This window comes from uncultured Nostoc sp., from assembly GCF_964247315.1.
In the GTDB taxonomy this organism is placed as follows: domain Bacteria; phylum Cyanobacteriota; class Cyanobacteriia; order Cyanobacteriales; family Nostocaceae; genus Nostoc.
Map to the genome: position 1 here is coordinate 1 of NZ_CAXTTT010000136.1, position 18977 is coordinate 18977.

At 40.4% G+C, this 18977-nt stretch carries 12 protein-coding genes; 6 read left to right on the forward strand and 6 right to left on the reverse strand.

The annotated features are described in order from the left end of the window. Positions 1-136 precede the first annotated feature (136 nt). From ACFE93_RS29245 to ACFE93_RS29255, 3 genes are read left to right on the forward strand one after another with little or no spacing between them, the layout of a single operon-like run. Positions 137-1684 (forward strand): FAD-binding oxidoreductase, encoded by a 1548-nt coding sequence (locus tag ACFE93_RS29245; protein WP_375478739.1) that lies wholly within the window; start codon positions 137-139, stop codon positions 1682-1684. 23 nt (positions 1685-1707) lie between these two features. Then, positions 1708-2412 carry an actin-binding WH2 domain-containing protein gene (locus ACFE93_RS29250; protein ID WP_375478741.1) on the forward strand — a complete coding sequence of 235 codons (705 nt, stop codon included), beginning with the start codon at positions 1708-1710 and terminating at the stop codon, positions 2410-2412. Between the two features lie 42 nt (positions 2413-2454). Continuing rightward, positions 2455-3162: an actin-binding WH2 domain-containing protein gene (locus ACFE93_RS29255; protein WP_375478743.1), complete on the forward strand. Its 708-nt coding sequence runs from the start codon at positions 2455-2457 to the stop codon at positions 3160-3162. A 262-nt stretch (positions 3163-3424) separates the two neighbouring features. On the opposite strand, the gene ACFE93_RS29260 is transcribed toward ACFE93_RS29255, so the two are convergent. Next, the gene (locus ACFE93_RS29260; RefSeq protein ID WP_375478745.1) at positions 3425-3847 is read right to left on the reverse strand and encodes a lysozyme inhibitor LprI family protein; all 423 of its coding nucleotides are present in this window, start codon (positions 3845-3847) and stop codon (positions 3425-3427) included. A gap of 758 nt (positions 3848-4605) precedes the next feature. On the opposite strand from ACFE93_RS29260, the gene crtR reads away from it, so the two are divergent. Then, positions 4606-5667: a beta-carotene hydroxylase gene (gene crtR, locus ACFE93_RS29265; RefSeq protein WP_375478747.1), complete on the forward strand. Its 1062-nt coding sequence runs from the start codon at positions 4606-4608 to the stop codon at positions 5665-5667. Between the two features lie 167 nt (positions 5668-5834). On the opposite strand, the gene ACFE93_RS29270 is transcribed toward crtR, so the two are convergent. Both ACFE93_RS29270 and ACFE93_RS29275 read right to left on the reverse strand, forming a co-directional pair. After that, complete coding sequence (locus tag ACFE93_RS29270; RefSeq protein ID WP_375478748.1) at positions 5835-6761, reverse strand: phosphodiester glycosidase family protein; 927 nt, start codon at positions 6759-6761, stop codon at positions 5835-5837. Between the two features lie 85 nt (positions 6762-6846). Further along, positions 6847-8085 (reverse strand): DUF4912 domain-containing protein, encoded by a 1239-nt coding sequence (locus ACFE93_RS29275; RefSeq protein WP_375478750.1) that lies wholly within the window; start codon positions 8083-8085, stop codon positions 6847-6849. A 762-nt stretch (positions 8086-8847) separates the two neighbouring features. Here ACFE93_RS29275 and ACFE93_RS29280 point away from each other — a divergent pair. Together ACFE93_RS29280 and ACFE93_RS29285 are read left to right on the forward strand one after the other, a co-directional pair. Then, complete coding sequence (locus ACFE93_RS29280; protein ID WP_335190175.1) at positions 8848-9045, forward strand: hypothetical protein; 198 nt, start codon at positions 8848-8850, stop codon at positions 9043-9045. A 508-nt stretch (positions 9046-9553) separates the two neighbouring features. Then, the gene (locus ACFE93_RS29285; RefSeq protein ID WP_375478753.1) at positions 9554-14962 is read left to right on the forward strand and encodes a translocation/assembly module TamB domain-containing protein; all 5409 of its coding nucleotides are present in this window, start codon (positions 9554-9556) and stop codon (positions 14960-14962) included. A gap of 217 nt (positions 14963-15179) precedes the next feature. Here ACFE93_RS29285 and ACFE93_RS29290 read toward each other — a convergent pair whose 3' ends face one another. From ACFE93_RS29290 to ACFE93_RS29300, 3 genes are all read right to left on the reverse strand, one after another. After that, on the reverse strand, positions 15180-16112 hold the full coding sequence (locus ACFE93_RS29290) for a polysaccharide deacetylase family protein (protein ID WP_375478755.1): 933 nt from the start codon (positions 16110-16112) through the stop codon (positions 15180-15182). A gap of 644 nt (positions 16113-16756) precedes the next feature. Next, positions 16757-17095, reverse strand: a complete 339-nt coding sequence (locus ACFE93_RS29295; protein WP_292858088.1) for a hypothetical protein — start codon at positions 17093-17095, stop codon at positions 16757-16759. Positions 17096-17360: 265 nt separating this feature from the next. Next, positions 17361-18719 (reverse strand): Rieske 2Fe-2S domain-containing protein, encoded by a 1359-nt coding sequence (locus ACFE93_RS29300; protein ID WP_375478758.1) that lies wholly within the window; start codon positions 18717-18719, stop codon positions 17361-17363. Positions 18720-18977 lie beyond the last annotated feature (258 nt).

Consider the following 18977-nt stretch of genomic DNA (forward strand, 5'->3'; position numbering starts at 1 on the left):
GTTGGGGGTGGGGTTCTTTTTTATGGGTAATTTGGCAGACATCATATTACGTAGTAAAACCAGGGAGAGGTCTTTTTATTTAGCTACTTTCTTCATTCTCAGGTAGTTTTGGAATGTAGAGTTTAGTTTTTCCAAAATGTCTTTAACTGAAGAAATTCTTTCCCAATTACCCGGCGATGTTTTAAAAGGATTGCGTCAAGGTGATCGCATCTTAACATCTGTGCGCGAAAACACCGCACCAGTACCAACGCTAGTTAAAGAAAGTCAACAGCCTTTAGGCGTTGTAGATTTCGATGTGCTGATCTGCGGTGGCACTTTGGGCATTTTAATTGGTTGCGCCTTGGCGGTGAAGGGGTTGCGGGTGGCGTTGTTGGAACGGGGAATTTTGCGGGGAAGGGAACAAGAGTGGAATATTTCTCGTAAAGAATTAGATGTGTTTGTGGAATTGAACTTGCTGAGTGAGGAAGAATTAGCAAGTGCGATCGCCACTCAATATAACCCAGCACGAGTTAGTTTTGCTGGCGGTACAGAAGTTTGGGTAGAGGATGTTTTGAATATCGGCGTAGATCCAGTTTATCTACTAGCTACCTTGAAAACTCGATTTCTCGCTGCTGGGGGAAAGTTGTTAGAAAACACACCTTTTACCGAAGCAGTAGTTCATCCCGACGGGGTGATCGTAAATAACCAATTCAAAACTCGCTTATTAATCGACGCGATGGGACATTTTTCACCGATCACCCAACAAGCACGCCAAGGCAAAAAACCAGACGCTTTATGCTTGGTTGTGGGAAGTTGCGCCCAAGGTTTTCCAGAAAATAACTCAGGCGACTTGTTATTATCATTTACATCTTTGCAAAATCAATGCCAGTACTTCTGGGAAGCCTTTCCAGCCAGAGATGGCAGAACAACTTACTTGTTTACTTACATGGATGCACATCCGCAACGTTTGAGTTTAGAAGCTCTATTTGAGGAATATCTGCGTCTTTTACCAGAATATCAGGGAGTGGAACTGAGCAAGCTGAAATTTCAACGAGCGCTATTTGGTTTCTTTCCCACCTATCGCCAAAGTCCGCTAAAAACCCCTTGGAATCGCATTCTACCAGCCGGAGATAGCAGTGGTAGTCAATCTCCCTTGAGTTTTGGTGGTTTTGGGGCAATGGTGCGTCACCTGAAGCGTTTAACTTATGGCATTTCCGAAGCGCTGGAAACAGAACAATTATCTGCAAAAGCGTTAGCACTACTGCAACCTTATCAGCCAAGTTTGACTGTTACCTGGTTGTTTCAAAGGGCGATGAGTGTTGGTGTAAATCAGAAAATTGCCCCAGATCAAATTAACCAATTACTCTCAGCAGTATTTCAAGAAATGCAACAGTTGGGAACACCAGTGTTAAAACCATTTTTACAAGATATAGTGCAGTTTTCGGCACTAACACAAACACTGTTAAAAACTGGTTTATATCATCCTGCATTAGTTGTTAAGATAATTCCGCAAGTAGGTTTGGCAAGTTTGTTAGATTGGATGTTACATTACAGTAATTTAGGTGTATACACTGCCTTACTTTCGCTAAGTCCAATGTTAGAAACATGGATTAAGAATCAACCGAACGAACAACAATATTATTGGCATCGTTTGATTGATGCTTGGAAGTATGGTTCTGGCGGTGATTACTCAGATGAAACGTAGAATAATATCGGTGTGAGGATAACATGATTGAACGGAAATCTTCAGGAATCAAATACTTTGCAGTGCTGATTGGATTCTTGCGCGATCGCCAAGGATTTCTAGAGGAAATTCGCCAAGGTACGAGATTACCAAATAAAATAATTTCTTTGCTAGTTTGTAGTTCCTTATTTATCGCTGCTTATGGCGGAATCATTGGTGCATACCATAGCTGGATGCAAGCTATATCTTCCGCCATTAAACTCCCAGCCCTTTATTTAATCACACTTTTGATTTGTATCCCGACGTTGTTCTTCGCTAATATTATTTTTGGTTCCAAGCGGACTTTTGCCCAGCATTTAGCATTAGTATTAACTGCGGTTTCAGTCACGAGCGTACTTTTATTTAGCTTTGCTCCAATCACACTCTTTTTCTTAATTACCACCAATAATTACCAATTTCTAATTTTGTTAAATGTCTTTATCTTTGCCATCACCGGATTTATTGGTGTTTCGTCTTTATATCAAGCTACGAGTTTAGTTTTAGAACAAGATAATGAAGGTAGTAAGACACGCCAGAAAATTTTACAATTTTGGCTATTTCTTTACGCTTTCATAGGCAGTCAGTTAGGATGGACTCTCAGACCGTTTTTTGGCACACCTGGTTCTGTCTTTGAACTATTCCGTGAAAGAGAAGGTAATTTCTATTTAAGCGTCATTAAATCTCTTAGCTATCTCTTTGGATTCCGTTAATTAGTCATTAGTAATTACAGAAAATATATAACAGATAAAATTATGCTGAAAAAGCAAAATCGCGGAATTCAACAGTTTGGTGTTTTGGTTAATTTACTGCGCGATCGTCAGTCATTTTTAGAAGAAATTCGTCAGGGAGTGCGATTACAAAATAAAATTAGTTCTCTGTTTGTATCTAGTTCTATATTTTTTGCCCTTTATGGAGCAATTATCGGTGCATCCCACAGTTGGGCACAAGCATTATCTGGTGCTATTAAGCTTCCGGTATTCTATTTAATCACACTGATTATTTGTTTCCCGACTTTGTTCTTTTTTAATGTTTTATTTGGTTCTCGGAGCAGTATTTTACAGCATTTCGTTGTATTACTCACATCTGTATCAGTGATTAGTGTACTTTTATTTAGCTTGGCACCAGTTACGCTATTTTTTCTGATTACTACACCTGATTCTTATCAATTTTTTAAACTGCTGAATGTGTTTATTTTTGCTATCACAGGCATATTTGGCGTGAAATTCCTTTATGAAGGAATGCAATTACTTTCTCAACAAGATGAAGTTGGCAAAAAAACTCGCACCACTATTTTAAGATCCTGGTTATTGCTTTATGCCTTTGTTGGTATGCAGTTAGGATGGTTTCTCAGACCATTTTTTGGTGCCCCTGACTCTAAATTTGAGTTGTTTCGGGCGGTGAAAGGCAACTTTTATTTGGATATTGTAGCGGCGATTTCCGAAATTTTAGGTTTGCGTTAATCTCAGAAAAAGATAATTAGTCTAGTTTCCAGTGACAACTAGTAGTTAATAAAAACCTAGCTTGATAAAACTTCCCTCATTCCCAAGCTACCGCCGGAGAATGCATTCATTGAGTCGCTGACTCAATAGACTTCTTGCACAAATAGCAAATTTAAAAGTCCCTCTCCCACGCTTGGGAGAGGGATTTAGGGTGAAAGCTCATTGATTCATGCAAGAAGTCTAATCTCTAAAAGCTTCTTCTAAACTGACTTACAGCTTAAGCTTAAGGGTCAGTTTTGAGATATTCTTGTAATTGTTGGGTACGCAGTTTTGTGGTATTTTCCAAACAACCAGAATAAATGCTAGAGGCAACACTTCCGCCCTCATATTTGCTCCTCTCAAACTCACAATTGGTATCTCGAAATTTGATCCATGTTTGTTGTGCAGCAATCAATTTCTGTTTTCTAGGCCTTTCTAATGTAGATATCAATTGTTGATAAACTTGATTCAGTTTTTTATCTGCATTCTGATAAGACAACTTCGTACATTCATTAATTACTGCTTGAGTTTGAGGATTATTGCAGTTGAGCTTTTGAACTAAGCGCATCTCAGATAAATCAGGCGTTGTGCCTGCTATTGTCATGGCAGGGGTATTTAAACTGCTGAGAGTTAGTATACTGGACAAAACTAGTAATAATTGACGCATAGCAAAATCTTTGTTGTTAAGTATAGAAATTTGATATTTTTGGTGGTCCCAAACTCAGAATCAGTGTAGGAAGTGGTATGCTCCACAAATTAAGTGTCATGGTTTGCACAAAGCTTTCCCTATTCTCGCTACCAGTATACTCCCGCAATAAAGTTTTGGTTCAAAGAAGAAGACAGCAACTGCACGGAATCAAAAGGGAGCAAGCGATCGCAAGTATATATACTTATTACATCGGTTAGGAAAAAAGATGAGTTTTTATTTAAGCAAATAAAATATGCATTTTTGTTAAAAGTATGATATCTGTGACTAAAATATTTTGATTATACGTCAAATTCCGACAAAACTCTTGCGTCGATCGTTCAAATAACTGTATTCTTTATATTGTTGAAAATTATTTTTTACAAAAGCAATAACAAAGTTTCGTTTCAGCACATCGGAAAAAATATTGCCTGGGCAAATCGATAAATGTCGATATCAAACCAAAATCTATGTATGCCGTTGTCGCTGGCATTATGAGTAACAGGACTAATTACCAAAATGAAAAATCAAATATTTTGTTTATGTATGTAGTTTAGCAAGGAATTCTAAATTTTTTCTATTCCCTATCTCTTACAGTCCATACCTAATTTGAATAGAGAAGAGTATTGGCTAAATTTTCAATCTTTTCATCTCTCTAATCGAGGCAAGAAATCTATTCTGTGCTGGTTGAGTTTGGGATTTCAAGCTCATTTTATCAACGAATCACGACCAGGAAAATTATGACCTCTTTAGATCCTAATTTTTTTGACATCCCGGACAAAAGCCTAATCATCATCGACCCAGCCGTTGATGACTATAAAAAGCTAAATGGCAACAACTTGGAAGTCATTTTTAAAGACGTAGTAGATACAGAAGTAAGAACGGTAACTTCAGAAACACATAAACTGTTGAAAGTTCCACCAAAGGAATTGTTAGCGCCTCCTGGTGATTTCAATCCTACACTACTACTGTTTTTTGCATCTGTAACAGTACTGGTGTCATCTCATTGTGGTTATTGGCTTTGGCAATGGCCAGACTGGCTATGTTTTGTTTCTAACACTATTGCCTTGCATTGCGCTGGAACGGTAATTCATGATGCTTGTCACCAATCTGCTCACCGCAATCGAGTAATTAATGCCATGCTAGGGCATGGTAGCGCCCTGATGCTAGGGTTCGTTTTTCCAGTGTTTACACGAGTACATTTGCAGCATCATGCTCATGTCAACCATCCCAAAGACGATCCAGATCATTTTGTTTCTACAGGTGGCCCGTTGTGGCTGATTGCATTTCGATTCTTGTCGCATGAAGTGTTTTTCTTTCGACGGCGACTGTGGCGCAAATATGAGCTATGGGAATGGTTAATTAGCCGCTTAATTGTTGTTGCAATTTTTTATATCTCGGTTCAATATCATTTTTTAATGTACGTTCTCAATTTTTGGGTTGTACCTTCTGGTATAGTGGGATTAATACTGGGCTTATTTTTTGATTATTTGCCCCATCGTCCCTTTGTTGAACGCGATCGCTGGAAAAATGCTCGTGTATACCCCAGCCCAATTCTTAACATCCTGATTTTAGGTCAGAACTACCATTTAATTCATCATTTATGGACTTGTATTCCCTGGTACAAATATCAGTCTACATACTATCTAATGAAGCCTTTGTTAGATGAAAAAGGCTGTTATCAAACTTCAGGGTTACTACAAAAGAAAGACTTTTTAGAGTTTATTTACGATGTCTTTGTAGGAATTCGTTTTTCTCATCAAAAAACTAAAATTCCAGATGAATCGCAAAGTCGTAAATAAGCATTAACTCGTGAATTAGTCATTAGTTATTGGTCAGTTGTAAATAACCAATGATATCAAGTTCGGTTAATTATATCATGTCTGCTTAATGACTTATTAAACCCGAATCACCCCACCCCGCCAAAGCATCGAGGTGGGGTGCAATAACGCTGGAAATTATAAATATTTTATTTTTTGTAAATCAAAAAAACTGAACCAATCGGCCCAAGGTTTTCTACATAAGTTTTCTGGTTGTAATACAATCCTGGAGACATACCTCCATCAAATAAAATCCCTTCTTGAATCTTACCTAAACAGTTATTGCTAGCAATGCCTTCCAAGACATTATCAAACATATCTGGCAGTAACTCTCGATTAAATTGAGATAATTCAATATCTGAATTAGCTTTCAAGTCATTAACTAATAAGATTACATAGCCTTGATTAGTGATAGCTGCCAGAGAGCGATTAGTTGCATTTTTACAAGCAAATTCTCCCAAATCTTCACAAATATCTTTAAACTTACCCTGACGATAAAATCTACCATTACCGCCCACTAAATTGTAATTGAGAATATCGTTTTCTCTTCTGCCAGCTTGGATAGTAGCCTGTCGCTGCTGGGGCGTACCTCCTGATATCCCAAAGGAAGAACGTTTATTTTTAAATGCTCCTGAATATTCTACGCCACGAGAAATATTTAAGCCTTGTGGTTTATCATCAGTATCTATATAGTCGGCATTAATTGCGGCAATGGGTAGCTGTCCGTTTAACTTAGCATTTTCATCAGCGATCAGTTCATGAAACTGTTTTGCTACATATTCTTTACGTAGTTTACCTCTACTATCTTTGGCGTAAAGTTTATGAGATAGACCAACATTAACTTTGAAATCTAATTCTGCTGATTTGGGATTAAAAATAATCACATTGTTAATACCTTTGGAATTTTTTTCTCCTTGATTATTGGTTTTAAAAAAATCAATGCTGAACTTGGCATCTTTGCCAGGACAACTTTTAGATGCTTTTGGGACTAAATTTGCTTCTATCTTTTGGCAACCTGATAATAAGCTTGCACTGATTATCAAGATAAATAACAAAAATAATTTTTTTGTAGACATAATAATATAAAAAAAACCGCTACAGAATTACTATAGCGGGGAATAATTTAAAATTTCAGTCTGTAGTCAATCTCAAAGCCAAAACTTAAGAGAACCATTCTAAGACAGCTTCTTCTTTGGTGTTAGTATTCCGAGATGGTGTCTCACGATTAAATTTCATCTGAATTGACCGGGTTTGCTCACCATCAGCAGCTACAGCTAAAATTGGGTAGTCAATTAAACCATCCTGGAAGGACATCTGGAAGCGGAATGTTCCATCTGGGTTTAGCTTAATTTGACGGCCACCAATGGTTACAGTAGCATCGGGTTCGGTTGCACCGTAGACTATCAACTCAGCATCGGCAATTAACCAGAACTGACGCGGACGCACTGGTACGGCGGAAGCCGAGAAGCCAACACCTGACATTCCTGCACCGGAAGCGGTAGGAGTTGCCCATAGACCGACACCAGATGGGAAAATGTAGGAGCTAATGGCTTGTTCAGGACGCACTGCACCTTGTTGGGAGCCGAAAATAGAACCAGCAACCCGTTGTGTTTCGGCAGATTCTGCTAAACCAAAGATTTCGTCGTAGATGGGGTTGCTGTTGCCATTTACAACAGCATTACCATTGGTGGTAGGTGCAACTTTCTTAGCAGGAGGAACTAGTTCGTACTGAGTTTTGCCACGTAAATCTTCTTCAAAATTTACAGTGATGAGGACATCCTCAATCCAGTCAGAAGGATAGACGGGAGGAATGTGTACTCTACTAGAACGAGCTAGTACTAACCAGCGACCATCAGCAGCACGATAGCCGATATCGATGGTATAATCGCGATCGCTAACTGGAACTGGTATATACCATTCTCTAGCTAGTTCATCAGCAGGATATTCTTGAATGCTATGTGGGCTTTGGTATTCAATATTGATGTCGGTGACATCATAAATCCGTAGTGCCAGTTGTTGTCCACCTTGCCGACGCAGTTCCTCTTTGTGTTCATTGGGAATATCCCAGTAAGTATAAGCCCATTGAGGATCGCGCGGTAAAAGTACAATCCGGCTTTCACCATAGCCAGAGGGCAAATCTGCCAGTCCTTCATCAACATCAGCTAAAGATCCACCAGTACGATCTTCCTGACCTAATTCAAACTTTGCAGCTTCCACGGTTTCTTGTGCCTCCAATGAACGAGATGGACTGAGTAAGTTTTTGCTACGCTGGACTTCTTGTATTGATGTCAGCAGTTGTGATTTACGCATTCTGCTATAGCGAGAGATGCTATATTCGCTAGCAACTTTGCGTAATTGACGTAAGGTCATCTCCTCTAGTGGCGGGCGTTCTTTTGCCATTAATTTGGCCTCCAGTAGTTTAAGCGGTAAATGATTTCCCCTGGTTAAAGAATGCTATGTAAAATCTCATCCATTCCAGATGAATTTCTTATTCCTGACTCCTGGTTTTGCCCAGTTTTTAAGTTTTTTAATCTGTTTTTAAATCGAGCCAATATCCTTTCAATTCCTTATGATGCCGAAATCAGCATTTCTTTGGGATCGGAGGATTTCTATTTGTTAAGTCTATATTAACCACTAAGCATATCTAGGGATCAAGGGGTATGAGGTGGGTTTTTTGGCTGTTTCACGAATTTATCAGCCCTTCTGGGATCTTATTGTCATGCTTTTATGACAATTATAGCGAACTACGTGTTCATTAATGGTCACAATGTCATTTTTTGATGACATTGCTTTCTGGGTCAGCCAAAAACTACAATTCTTGAAGAAGAATTCAGAAGTCAGAATTCAAGAGCAAAGCCAAAGACGCAAAGCCAAAGACGCTCCGCGGCTTGGCGTCAGAATCAAGATGCTCTCTATGAGGCGCTACGCGTAGGTGTCGCAGACAAGCCTCTTTGAAAAAGAAGAGAAGGCTTTACGCTGCGTTATCCACTCTTTCGTTCAAAATTCATTCTCAATTCTGGCGACTGACGCCTTTATTGTGTTTCGTTAAAGCTCACGCCTTTCTTACCCACTGCTATGTAAAATTAAGTCCCAAGATAGTGTGTACCCCACCATAAAAGAACTTAAGCTTGGCGTATAAGTTTAGGGTTTAGGGAAATAGTTATGAATAAGGAAACAGTTCCTAGTCAAGCTGAAAAGTCTAATCCAGAAGGCGATCCATCACAATTAAGTCCAGAGGTACTAGACAAAATCAAACACCCTGCCAGAATAGACGATGTTATTCGAGAGCAATCACCACAAGAACGTAGAAGTAACCCAGCTTTAGTACCGGAAATGATTGACGATCCAACTGATGAATGATTGAGTTTGCCAAAGAGGAATCAAAAAGCTCAGATTCCCGACTTTTTAAACAAGTCGGGAGTCTTGTTAGTAATTTGTTGCTCTGGGGTAAATATATGCAACTTCACAAAGAAGCGATATTAAGTAAATAAAATATATATCAAAGATATCAATTTCAATGATTATAAAATTCTCTTAAAATAAAGACTGTTCAAATTTAGGAAGTTATAAATAATTTTTTAATACCAACAAAGTATCAAAATCAGAATACCAGCAAAAATAATATCTGATGATAAACAAATTAGTAATCGAAATAGATTGAGGAATTACACAAAATCATAAAACAACATAGATGCACTGCAAATGCGTCTTCTTGGCGCAGCCTCTCTTAGAAAATAGAAGCAGCTTGCCACAAAGTTCTTGCGTAAGTCATGATATTGTGAAACCATATTTTGTAACTTGCTTATACAACTGCAACTAACCTGTCTCCCGCCTCACTCCAGAAAAAGTACTGGTACTGGTAATAATCATGACGCGATCGCCAAATTCAGAAAACAATCAAAAACCATCTAATCGTCGTCTGTGGCTCCTGCTTTTAGGACGTACCAGTTTGGCTCTGGGTGGGGTTTTGCTAATTGGAATTATAGTTGGTGCTTGGTGGGCTAGAAACTATGTATACAAAGATTTAGCACCGTTAGTGCAGCAAAATCTTGAGCAATTACTGGGGCGTTCAGTAAAAGTTGGGAACGTTGAACGTTTTTCGCTTTCTAGTCTAAGATTTAGCTCTTTATCGATACCAGCAACTGCTAGCGATCGAGATCAGGTAGTAGCAAAAGCTTTGGAGGTGCAGTTCTCGCCGTTGCAACTCCTTCTTAGCCGAAAATTGGTATTAGATGTCACGTTAGTTCAACCCAATGTCTACATTCAACAAGATAAAGATGGTCGTTGGGTGACAGCCCAAGTTAAGGCTGGGGAAGGAAAAGGTTTTATTCAAACTGAGTTGCAGTCACTTCAAATTCAAGATGGCAAAGTAGAGTTGATGCCATTCACTGCACCAACTAAACCGAAAGGCTCAGTAATATTAGATCAAGTTGGTGGTATTGCCCGATTTTCAGATGGAAATCAAAAGATCGGTTATGACTTCAATACTCAACTCACTAGGGGAGGGGCTGTTAAAATTGTTGGCGAAACCCAATTAAAAGCTCAACAAACTAACCTCCAACTTTCAGCACAAAATTTACAAGCATCTGAAATCACTCGATTAATTCAATTACCGATCGCTCTGCAAGCAGGGTATTTAAATGCTGACTTAGGAGTTCAGATTCCACCCAAACTTTCAGACATCGCAATTACGGGAACAGCTACTGCTAATCAAATCACCGCTAAAATTCCAAATATTCCTCAGCCGATTTCTAATTTTAATGGGAAATTTCTATTTCAAGGTCAGACAGTTACTTTAGATAATTTGAGTACGAACTTTGGCAAAGTTCCCATTTTCGCTAATGGCACAATTAATACTAAAACAGGTTTTAATGTCTCTGCTCAGATCAAACCAGTTACTGCGAAAAATATCTTAGATACCCTGAAAGTAAATTCGTCAGTCCCAGCTAGTGGCGAAATTCAAGCAAATGTTAAAATACTAGGCGCACTTGAGCAACCAGTCGTCAGTGGTACAGTAAATAATACAAAACCGATTCAAGTTGACCGCGTTCAATTTAAAACCATCAACACTGATTTCCGCTTGAATGCGTCTCAAACTGCATCTCAACTTACTGTTTCCAATCTGAAAATAGTCCCCGCAGCTGGTGGTCAAATTACAGGCGGCGGTCAAGCTAATCTGGGAACCAAAGATGGGGTAATATTTAATGCTCAAGCTGATGGAATATCAGGAGATATACTAGCACGCAGCTATGGCGTTACTCTACCGATCGCAGTGGGGAATGTTTCAGCAAAAGCCCAAATTTCTGGCTCACTTCGCAAACAGCCGTTGAAACTTGATGTTTCTAATGTTCAGATAACGCCGTCAGCCGGAGGGCAAATCACAGCCAATGGTCAAATTCAACTCGCTCCCCAAGGTCAGGTAGGCGTAGATATTCAAGCTCAAGGTATCCCAGGAAATGCGATCGCTCAAGGTTACGGTATTTCAACTCCGATTAATGTTGGTGGTATATCTGCGAACGCTAAAATTTCTGGTTCTCTGGGTACACCGTTAAACGTCTATGTTTCTCGCGTTCAAGCAAATCCAGAGGTGGGAGGGCAAGTCACAGCTAGCGGACGAGTTCAGCTTGCACCCCAAGGTAGGGTGGCGTTGATTGTGCAAGCAAAAAATATACCAGGAGATGCGATCGCTAAAGCCTACAATTCTTCACCCTCGATCACCATTGGGAATGTCTCGGCAAATGCCGATATTTCCGGCACTCTGAGCAATCTGCAAACAGTAGCACGAGTACAAGCGCCTAGTGCCACCTATCCCACCACCGGACGAGTAGTTGTTACCAAACAGGGAGAGAATATCGTCTTTCCCGATGCGGTTGTGAACGTGGCAGGTGGGACAATCAGAGCCAGAGGTGAAATTGCACAACAACGCTGGCAAGGATCTGTCAAAACTTCTCAAATTCAACTCAGCCGTTTTTCACCCCAACTGCGAGGACGGCTGAATAGCAATATTCAGTTAGCAGGCACAACCCAATCTTTCCAGCTTGCAGATATTCGCGCCGCCGGAGAAATCAGCCTTCCCCAAGGAGTAGCGCAGCTGGCAAAACCGCTCACCGTGCAATTTCAGTGGAATGGACAGCAGATTATAGTTGAAAACGCAAGTACCCCAGGATTGAGGGCTAATGGGGCGATCGCTATTCAGTCTCCCCCAACTGGCGCACCTCAAATTGCCGGATTTGATTTAAATGTGCTGGCGCAGAATTTCAACTTACAAAATACTGGTTTTAAAGTTCCTGGTGACGTAGCAATAGCAGGACGACTTGATTTTAATGGAAAAGTTACAGGAACTCCAGATGTTCCCCAAGCTAATGGGAATATCCGGCTGCGGAATTTCAATGTGAGTAACTTGGCGTTTGACCCACTTTTAACCGGAAATGTGAATTTTCAAGGGGGACAAGGGGCAACTCTGCGATTAGCTGGGAAGCAAGATCGGATTGCGCTTAACTTAGGTGCAGATTATCGTCCCACTTCATTTTTAGTTAAACGCGATGAGGCAGTTACTACAGGTAGAACTGAGGGAGATAACTTGATCGTCAACGCCCAGCAGTTTCCCATCGCTCTGGTTGGCGGCTTTTTACCTAATAATCAATTGAAACCTCTGGGGGGGCAATTATCGGGTAATTTAGTTGTTAATTTAAATAATTATGCCATTGCGGGAGACGTTGCGATCGCAGGGCCTCGTGTTGCCAGAGTTGCAGCCGATGAATTTCGCGGCAGCATCAATTATGCCGATGGTACAGCTAGCTTGGCTAATGGTCAATTGCGGATTGGCGATAGCAACATCGCCCTCAGTGGTAATGTGCAAGCAGGGAATGACCCGCAATTTCAATTCCAAGCTAATTTTGCCCAAGCCAAAATCCAGAGACTTTTACAAGCGTTTAATATCTTCGACTTTCAAGACCTTGGTACTGGGTTGCAGCCTCCAACATTAGCTGGAGCAGAAGCACTTGAAACTGAGTCTGTCAGCTTGCCGAATGCAGATTTGAAAACACAGTTAGCATACTTCTCAAATATTACAACAGCGATCGCCAAAGAACGGCAAGCTCAAACCAAACAAACCCCATCTTTACCCAGCCTTGCAGAATTGACAGGTGCTTTAAACGGAGCAATTACAGCCAATGGCTCCTTAAAGTCTGGGTTGAATGTCGGCTTTAATTTTCAAGGTGCTAACTGGCAATGGGGTAATTATTCCATCAACCAAGTCGTTGCTCAAGGCACTTTTGCCGATGGTATCGTCACCCTTTCACCCTTGAGTGTAGGGATTGATGGAGGACTGGTAGCGTTTTCAGGACAGTTAGGAACTGAGCAACTATCTGGAAAGTTGAATGTAGCCAGTCTGCCCTTATCACTTTTAGAACCTTTTATCGAAAAATACCCCATAGATATCACTGGTAATGTAAATGCTGATGCCACTTTAGCAGGTAGTTTGCAAGACCCCAGAGTTCAAGGTAAAGTGGCGCTAGCGAATGCGACCCTTAACAAACAACCCGTACAAACAGGGCAAGTGAACTTTGATTACAACAAAGCTCGCTTGAATTTTGATAGTACCTTACTCGTGACAGGAACACAGCCAGTTGCCGTTACAGGTAGCGTACCAGCTCCTTTGCCTTTTGCCAAAGTGCAACCGGATAGCAATCAAATCAGCATCAACGCCAATGTGCAAAATGAAGGATTGGCACTATTAAATCTGCTTACCAATAATCAAGTCGCTTGGGTAGACGGTCAAGGAAAAGTAGATTTAAATGTTCGAGGTACTTTAAACGAACCAGTTATCAACGGCAACGCCACACTTAATAATGCAACTTTTCGCGCTCAAGCCTTATCCGACCCTTTAACGAATGTCACAGGAACAGCGCAATTTAATGGTAGAACGGTAAGCGTTGAAAATATTCAAGGTAATTACAATCAAGGGCTAGTAACTGCATCAGGCATCTTGCCAATTTTTGATGCTCAACAAGCCGCAGCTAATCCCCTGACAGTATCAATAGCAGACAAACTCAATTTTAAGCTTGCAGGACTGTATGAAGGTGGTGTTGGTGGCGATGTCGTGATTCGCGGCACAGCCTTAAAACCTGTAATTGGTGGAGAGATTCAACTGAGTGATGGTCAGGTAATTATTGGCAACTCGCCTACTGCTGCTAAAAAATCAGCAGCTACAGCAGAGGCTAATACTAAGGTCATAAATCTAGATAGACAACAGGTTAATCCTAACGTCACACCGACAGCAGAGAATAGCGCTAACCCAGTGGCTACAGTAGATGGAAGCACTAACCCAGTGGTGACAGCAGACGCAAGCACTAGCGCTGCAACTCCACCCAATTTACCTGTAAAGTTTGCAGATTTAAAGTTGATTTTAGGCAAAGATATTCGGGTTACAACTCAGTCCCTACTCAGTTTTGTACCAGGAGGAGCGGCATTGAGTCAGCCCCTATTGAGGTTTGACGCTAAAGGTGACTTGACCATTAATGGTACATTAGCTAAACCGCTTCCTGAAGGAGTCATTCGTTTGACAGGAGGAGGACTGAGCTTGTTTTCCACTCAGTTCACCTTGGCGCGGGGCTATGAACAAACTGCGCGGTTTATTCCAAGTCAAGGACTTGACCCGACTTTGGATGTCCGACTGACGGCAATTGTACCAGAAGCATCAGCAAGGAACACTCAAACTTTGGAATCACCATTGTCTTCTGAAGTCAGCGATGTTTCTGTAAACAACTTTGGGACTTTACGTAGCGTTACCGTTCAAGCTAGGGTGGACGGGCCAGCTAGTAAATTGGGTGAGAATCTAGAACTGACGAGCGAACCTAGCCGTAGTAAGGGAGAAATAGTTGCTTTGCTGGGTGGCTCAATTCTGGGTTCTTTCGGTCAAGCAGATGCAGGCCAAGGGTTGACTAATTTCGCTAGTTCTACCATTTTAGGTGGTTTACAAGGAACTATCACTGCGATCGGACAGGCTGTTGGTTTCAGTGAATTTCGGATATTTCCGACTCCATCTATTAATAATGAAGAATCAAAAGCATCAAGAGCTTCAATTCTTAATTTATCAGCGGAAGGTGTGTTTGATATTAGTAAAAATTTCTCTGCCTCTTTATCACGCGCTCTTTCTAGCGATGACTCTTTCCGTTTCAATGTCCTCTATCGAGTCAATGACGAAATTCTGATGCGAGGCTCAACTGATGTGGGGGATGACAATCAACTTCAAGTTGAGTATGAAACCCGATTTTAGATTGCTGTATTGGCATTGTCAGCCGAAACAATCGCATTGTTATACCAATTTGAAACGACAAATAGACCATTTGTAGAGACGCGATTCATCGCGTCTTTACTTTACCGAAGGATGTATTGCAATCATTAATTGAATTGGTATTAGTCGAAACAATTGCATTGTTAGCCAACACATCCCATTGCTGTCCAATAAACTAACTAATTACCTGGACAGGATATCACTGATGATTAAGCTGTTGGTTTAGATGTTCTTGATTTGTTACCACAGGTGATGCTGCTGTTTCCACACTTTTTTCTTGGGCTTGTATTTCTAGTAGTTGGGGAATTGTCACAAATCTATAGCCTTGGGCTTTTAAACCTGCGATCATTTCTGGTAAAGCCTTGACAGATTTGGAACGGTTGCCGCCCCCATCGTGCATCAGGACAATTGCACCGGGTTTTGCATATTTCAGCACATTTTTGACTAGTCCTGGAACTTGAGGCGAACGACGTTCAGCATCTCCCGATTCTTCTGACCACATCATGACAGCATATTTCTCGTTTTTGGCATATTCGGCTAGCCCATTATTCAGAAAGCCTCCAGGAGGACGAAATAGAGTAGTTTTCTCTCCAGTAGTCTTGTAGATGATTTCTGCTGTACGATCGATTTCACTAGCCGCAGTAGCTAAGTCCATGTGGCGATACCAATGATGCCATGTGTGATTACCAATTACGTGACCATCAGCAGCCACTTGCTTGGCAACTTGGGGAAAATATTTCACCATTTGCCCGATCATGAAGAATGTGGCTTTTACATCATTTTTCTTCAAGATTTCTAAAATCTGTGCCGTATTTTTGGGGCCGGGGCCATCATCAAAAGTTAGGGCAATAACTTTCTCATTCGCTTTTAGTTTCCCTTGATAAACGATTGTTCCCTGAAATGCCTTTGGCACTTCATTCATCTGGTCTTTGACTGGACTTATATTCTGTGCATCTGCACTCATCAGTTTGTTATGACTCGCTTTAGCACTCTCGCTTTTTGGCTTGATAATTCCCAACAAATGCTCAAATCCGCTTGTGGTTAAAAGCAAGCTGATACCTAAACTGCTAGCACCAGTAACCAATATAATAATTATTAGTTTTAGTAACAAAGATAATTTCCGACTAGACACATTAAATCTCCTCAAATATTAGTTATTGGTTATTGGAGATTGGTTTCTCCCTGATCTTCCCATCCCTTATATCATCATGTCTGTTTGATTACTTTTTAAACTGTAATTACCCGGACTTGATATTACTCCTAGTACAGCACAGCGTAAATAAGCAGACCATTTAAAAGCCCTAAAGCGCTTATTCCATAATCCTTTTGATTTTTGACTTTTGACTTTTGACTTCCGCCTTGCGGTACTAGCCTGTTGTAATTAATATATCTCTTGCTGAAAGAAAAAAGAAAACAATAAAATACCTTGAAACATTCCAGCTAAAGCTAAAGGATGTCTCAATTTAATCTGTACTAATTTGCTACGATTATTAAACTGAATAAAATAATACTCAGTAGATTTAGCTGACCAGTAGAGCCAGCAATGATAGCAGTATAACTGTAAACTGGAGAAATGCTAAGTAGTCCTTGACCAATGAGAGTTAAAGACTTTGCAACTAGTAATGTCAATATTCGCTATTTGCTTGCGATCGCAGTTTTTGCTTATCCTTGTAGAGAGAGGCAGAAGGGAGGAAGAGTTTAAAGTCCTTCACTAAAATCTTCGATCTCGTATAGAAGTCTTATCTAAATTCCAACCTCCTATCTCCTTCTGCACCTTCAATCTTCGTCAAGGGCTGGGAAAGCTTCTTCAAGCTGCCACAACCGATCTTTATTTTCAACGAACCAAATACGAGTTTCTGGAGTTAATTTACTCCAAATGTCTTCAACAGGGATGTGAGGAGATGCATACTGGTAGTGCTGACCAAGTGATTTGAGATTGTCCGCTACTTCACGGGGAATTCCAAATTGTTCCCAGTCAACTGTGATATTTCTTCCCGAAACTCCGGCTGTAGGGTCGAAAACCAATTGTGCCGATCTGACTAAATCAGCAAAGTGTTTCGGTTTGAGTTTGGTGATCTCCTGAATTTGGAGTGATTCGTTATGCTCTTGAGACATGATCGCCGCAGTGGTAAAGATTATTGGTCTATTGAACTTACTGCCAGAGATTTTTATCCCAATATTTTTACTTTAGCGCAGAGCCATTAACTCGATTGTGACTTAACAAGACTTGAGGTTTGAGCAAATCGTTTAAGGTGAGCAAACTTACTACACATGTATCGGTACAATGTCTAAGCTATTAATGAAAAGTTTGTAGTAAGTACTTTAGTACTTAGAAAATAAGGACTAAAGTCTTTACTACGAACTGTTCTCATTACCTATTTTAGTGACGAGTGTAGGAATGCTCAAAGTGAGTTTTGAGTGTATGAGCCATAACAGACATGACAATTGCTGCGATGGAAACCGATATTGCTACTATTTTGATTCTAGAATCATCTGTAAGTATTGCTACAGCAGCTAGAGCGATCGCTACCCCGATACAACCTTGTTTGACCCTGTTTGTAACTTGATAAGCTCGATTGCAAGAACTACAAATAAGTGTGTGTCGCGAAAACCTGTCTAGCAAAACCGACTTTGAATTCAACTCGTCATTCTCAACATTTTTCCACGTGGAATAGCCATGATAAAAAGGCAAAGACGATCCAAATTTATCTAGCCACTTGCGGTACTCAATCACTAATGTGTCAGATGTTTTTAACGGCAAATATAATTCTTTGAGACTTCTTCCCAAACGCTCAATTTCTGCCTGTTGTCCCGCAATCAGAGGCAAATCCTGCTCCAATATTTTGTTCGTATTTAAGTGATCGAGCCAGCGCGGCCTCAGCTTGACTCCCCAAGTCATGAAATTACGATAACCTCTAGCTAAAAGACGGCATCGCCCTTTACCTAAAGGAATCGAATATAAAGCTAGTCCAAATGTCCAATCTTTTTTTTCAATATAAGCAGTGTTCAGCACAAGACTTGGAGCAACAAAATCAATATACTTCCAGGCTTCATTTGATTTGTTAGCTCCCCGCCACCTGCCTTTAACCCCCTGAGCCGAACTCTCTAGTACTTCCATTTCTAGTGGTTGGGCATTTTTCCGATTACCACCCCCTCTAGTGCCATTATGGCTAATAGCAACATGAGCAGGATCGATAACATTTTCGACTAGATATGTTTGGTCATAAGGCAGATCCAATATAAAGTCTGCACACACAAATCCTGACTTATCTAAATCTGGCAAAATTGGAATAATTTCATCAACAGCAGTTTCTTTTTCGCCAGCCCATACCCAAATCATACCTTGGCGTTCCACAACTTTAAAGGATGGCACACAAGCATTGAATGGAATTTTTGCATCTGTTGCTAATTGGGGAATGTGCAGACATTGGCCATCACTGCCAAACTGCCAACCGTGATATAAGCACTCAATTTTGCCGTCAATAATTTGTCCATCAGAAAGTTTAGCTGTACGGTGAGGACAACGATCTGCTAAACAGATAAATTGTCCATCTTTGTTTTTGAATAAAACCAAAGGTTCATCGTACAAGGAAAAGCTATGAGGGCGGTTAGCAGGTAAGTCTTTAACGAAGGTGACGGGATACCAGCATTGCCTCCAGTTAAATTCTTGCTTCTCCTGAAGTTTCTCAAAAGTAGAAGTTGGTGGTGTCGCCTGTAGTGTCTCTGTTTCTAATGACATATTTCTCTCCAGGTTTCTATTATTTTATACTTTTGGATTAGAAAATTTTTAGTCCTAGAGATAGAACATTTCTAGAGTGAAACTTCAAAAATTAACCATGAGAAAGCATTCAAGCATTTTGAGTAAGTCAAAGCTCATTTTACTTGCGGAAAACACCAAAATGAGAAAGCAAACTGGGGTTTGAATAAGTAAAAGCTGATTTGACTTGCGGAAAACACCAAAATGAGAAAGCAAACTGGGGTTTGAATAAGTCAAAGC

Bases quoted from the DNA above. Each gene is read 5' to 3' on its own strand.
- ACFE93_RS29275 (WP_375478750.1), bottom strand. From the start codon at position 8,085: ATGGCAAAAGAACGCCCGCCACTAGAGGAGATGACCTTACGTCAATTA.
- ACFE93_RS29255 (WP_375478743.1), top strand. From the start codon at position 2,455: ATGCTGAAAAAGCAAAATCGCGGAATTCAACAGTTTGGTGTTTTGGTT.
- ACFE93_RS29295 (WP_292858088.1), bottom strand. From the start codon at position 17,095: ATGTCTCAAGAGCATAACGAATCACTCCAAATTCAGGAGATCACCAAA.
- ACFE93_RS29280 (WP_335190175.1), top strand. From the start codon at position 8,848: ATGAATAAGGAAACAGTTCCTAGTCAAGCTGAAAAGTCTAATCCAGAA.
- ACFE93_RS29285 (WP_375478753.1), top strand. From the start codon at position 9,554: ATGACGCGATCGCCAAATTCAGAAAACAATCAAAAACCATCTAATCGT.
- ACFE93_RS29260 (WP_375478745.1), bottom strand. From the start codon at position 3,847: ATGCGTCAATTATTACTAGTTTTGTCCAGTATACTAACTCTCAGCAGT.
- ACFE93_RS29270 (WP_375478748.1), bottom strand. From the start codon at position 6,761: ATGTCTACAAAAAAATTATTTTTGTTATTTATCTTGATAATCAGTGCA.
- crtR (WP_375478747.1), top strand. From the start codon at position 4,606: ATGACCTCTTTAGATCCTAATTTTTTTGACATCCCGGACAAAAGCCTA.
- ACFE93_RS29245 (WP_375478739.1), top strand. From the start codon at position 137: ATGTCTTTAACTGAAGAAATTCTTTCCCAATTACCCGGCGATGTTTTA.
- ACFE93_RS29250 (WP_375478741.1), top strand. From the start codon at position 1,708: ATGATTGAACGGAAATCTTCAGGAATCAAATACTTTGCAGTGCTGATT.
- ACFE93_RS29300 (WP_375478758.1), bottom strand. From the start codon at position 18,719: ATGTCATTAGAAACAGAGACACTACAGGCGACACCACCAACTTCTACT.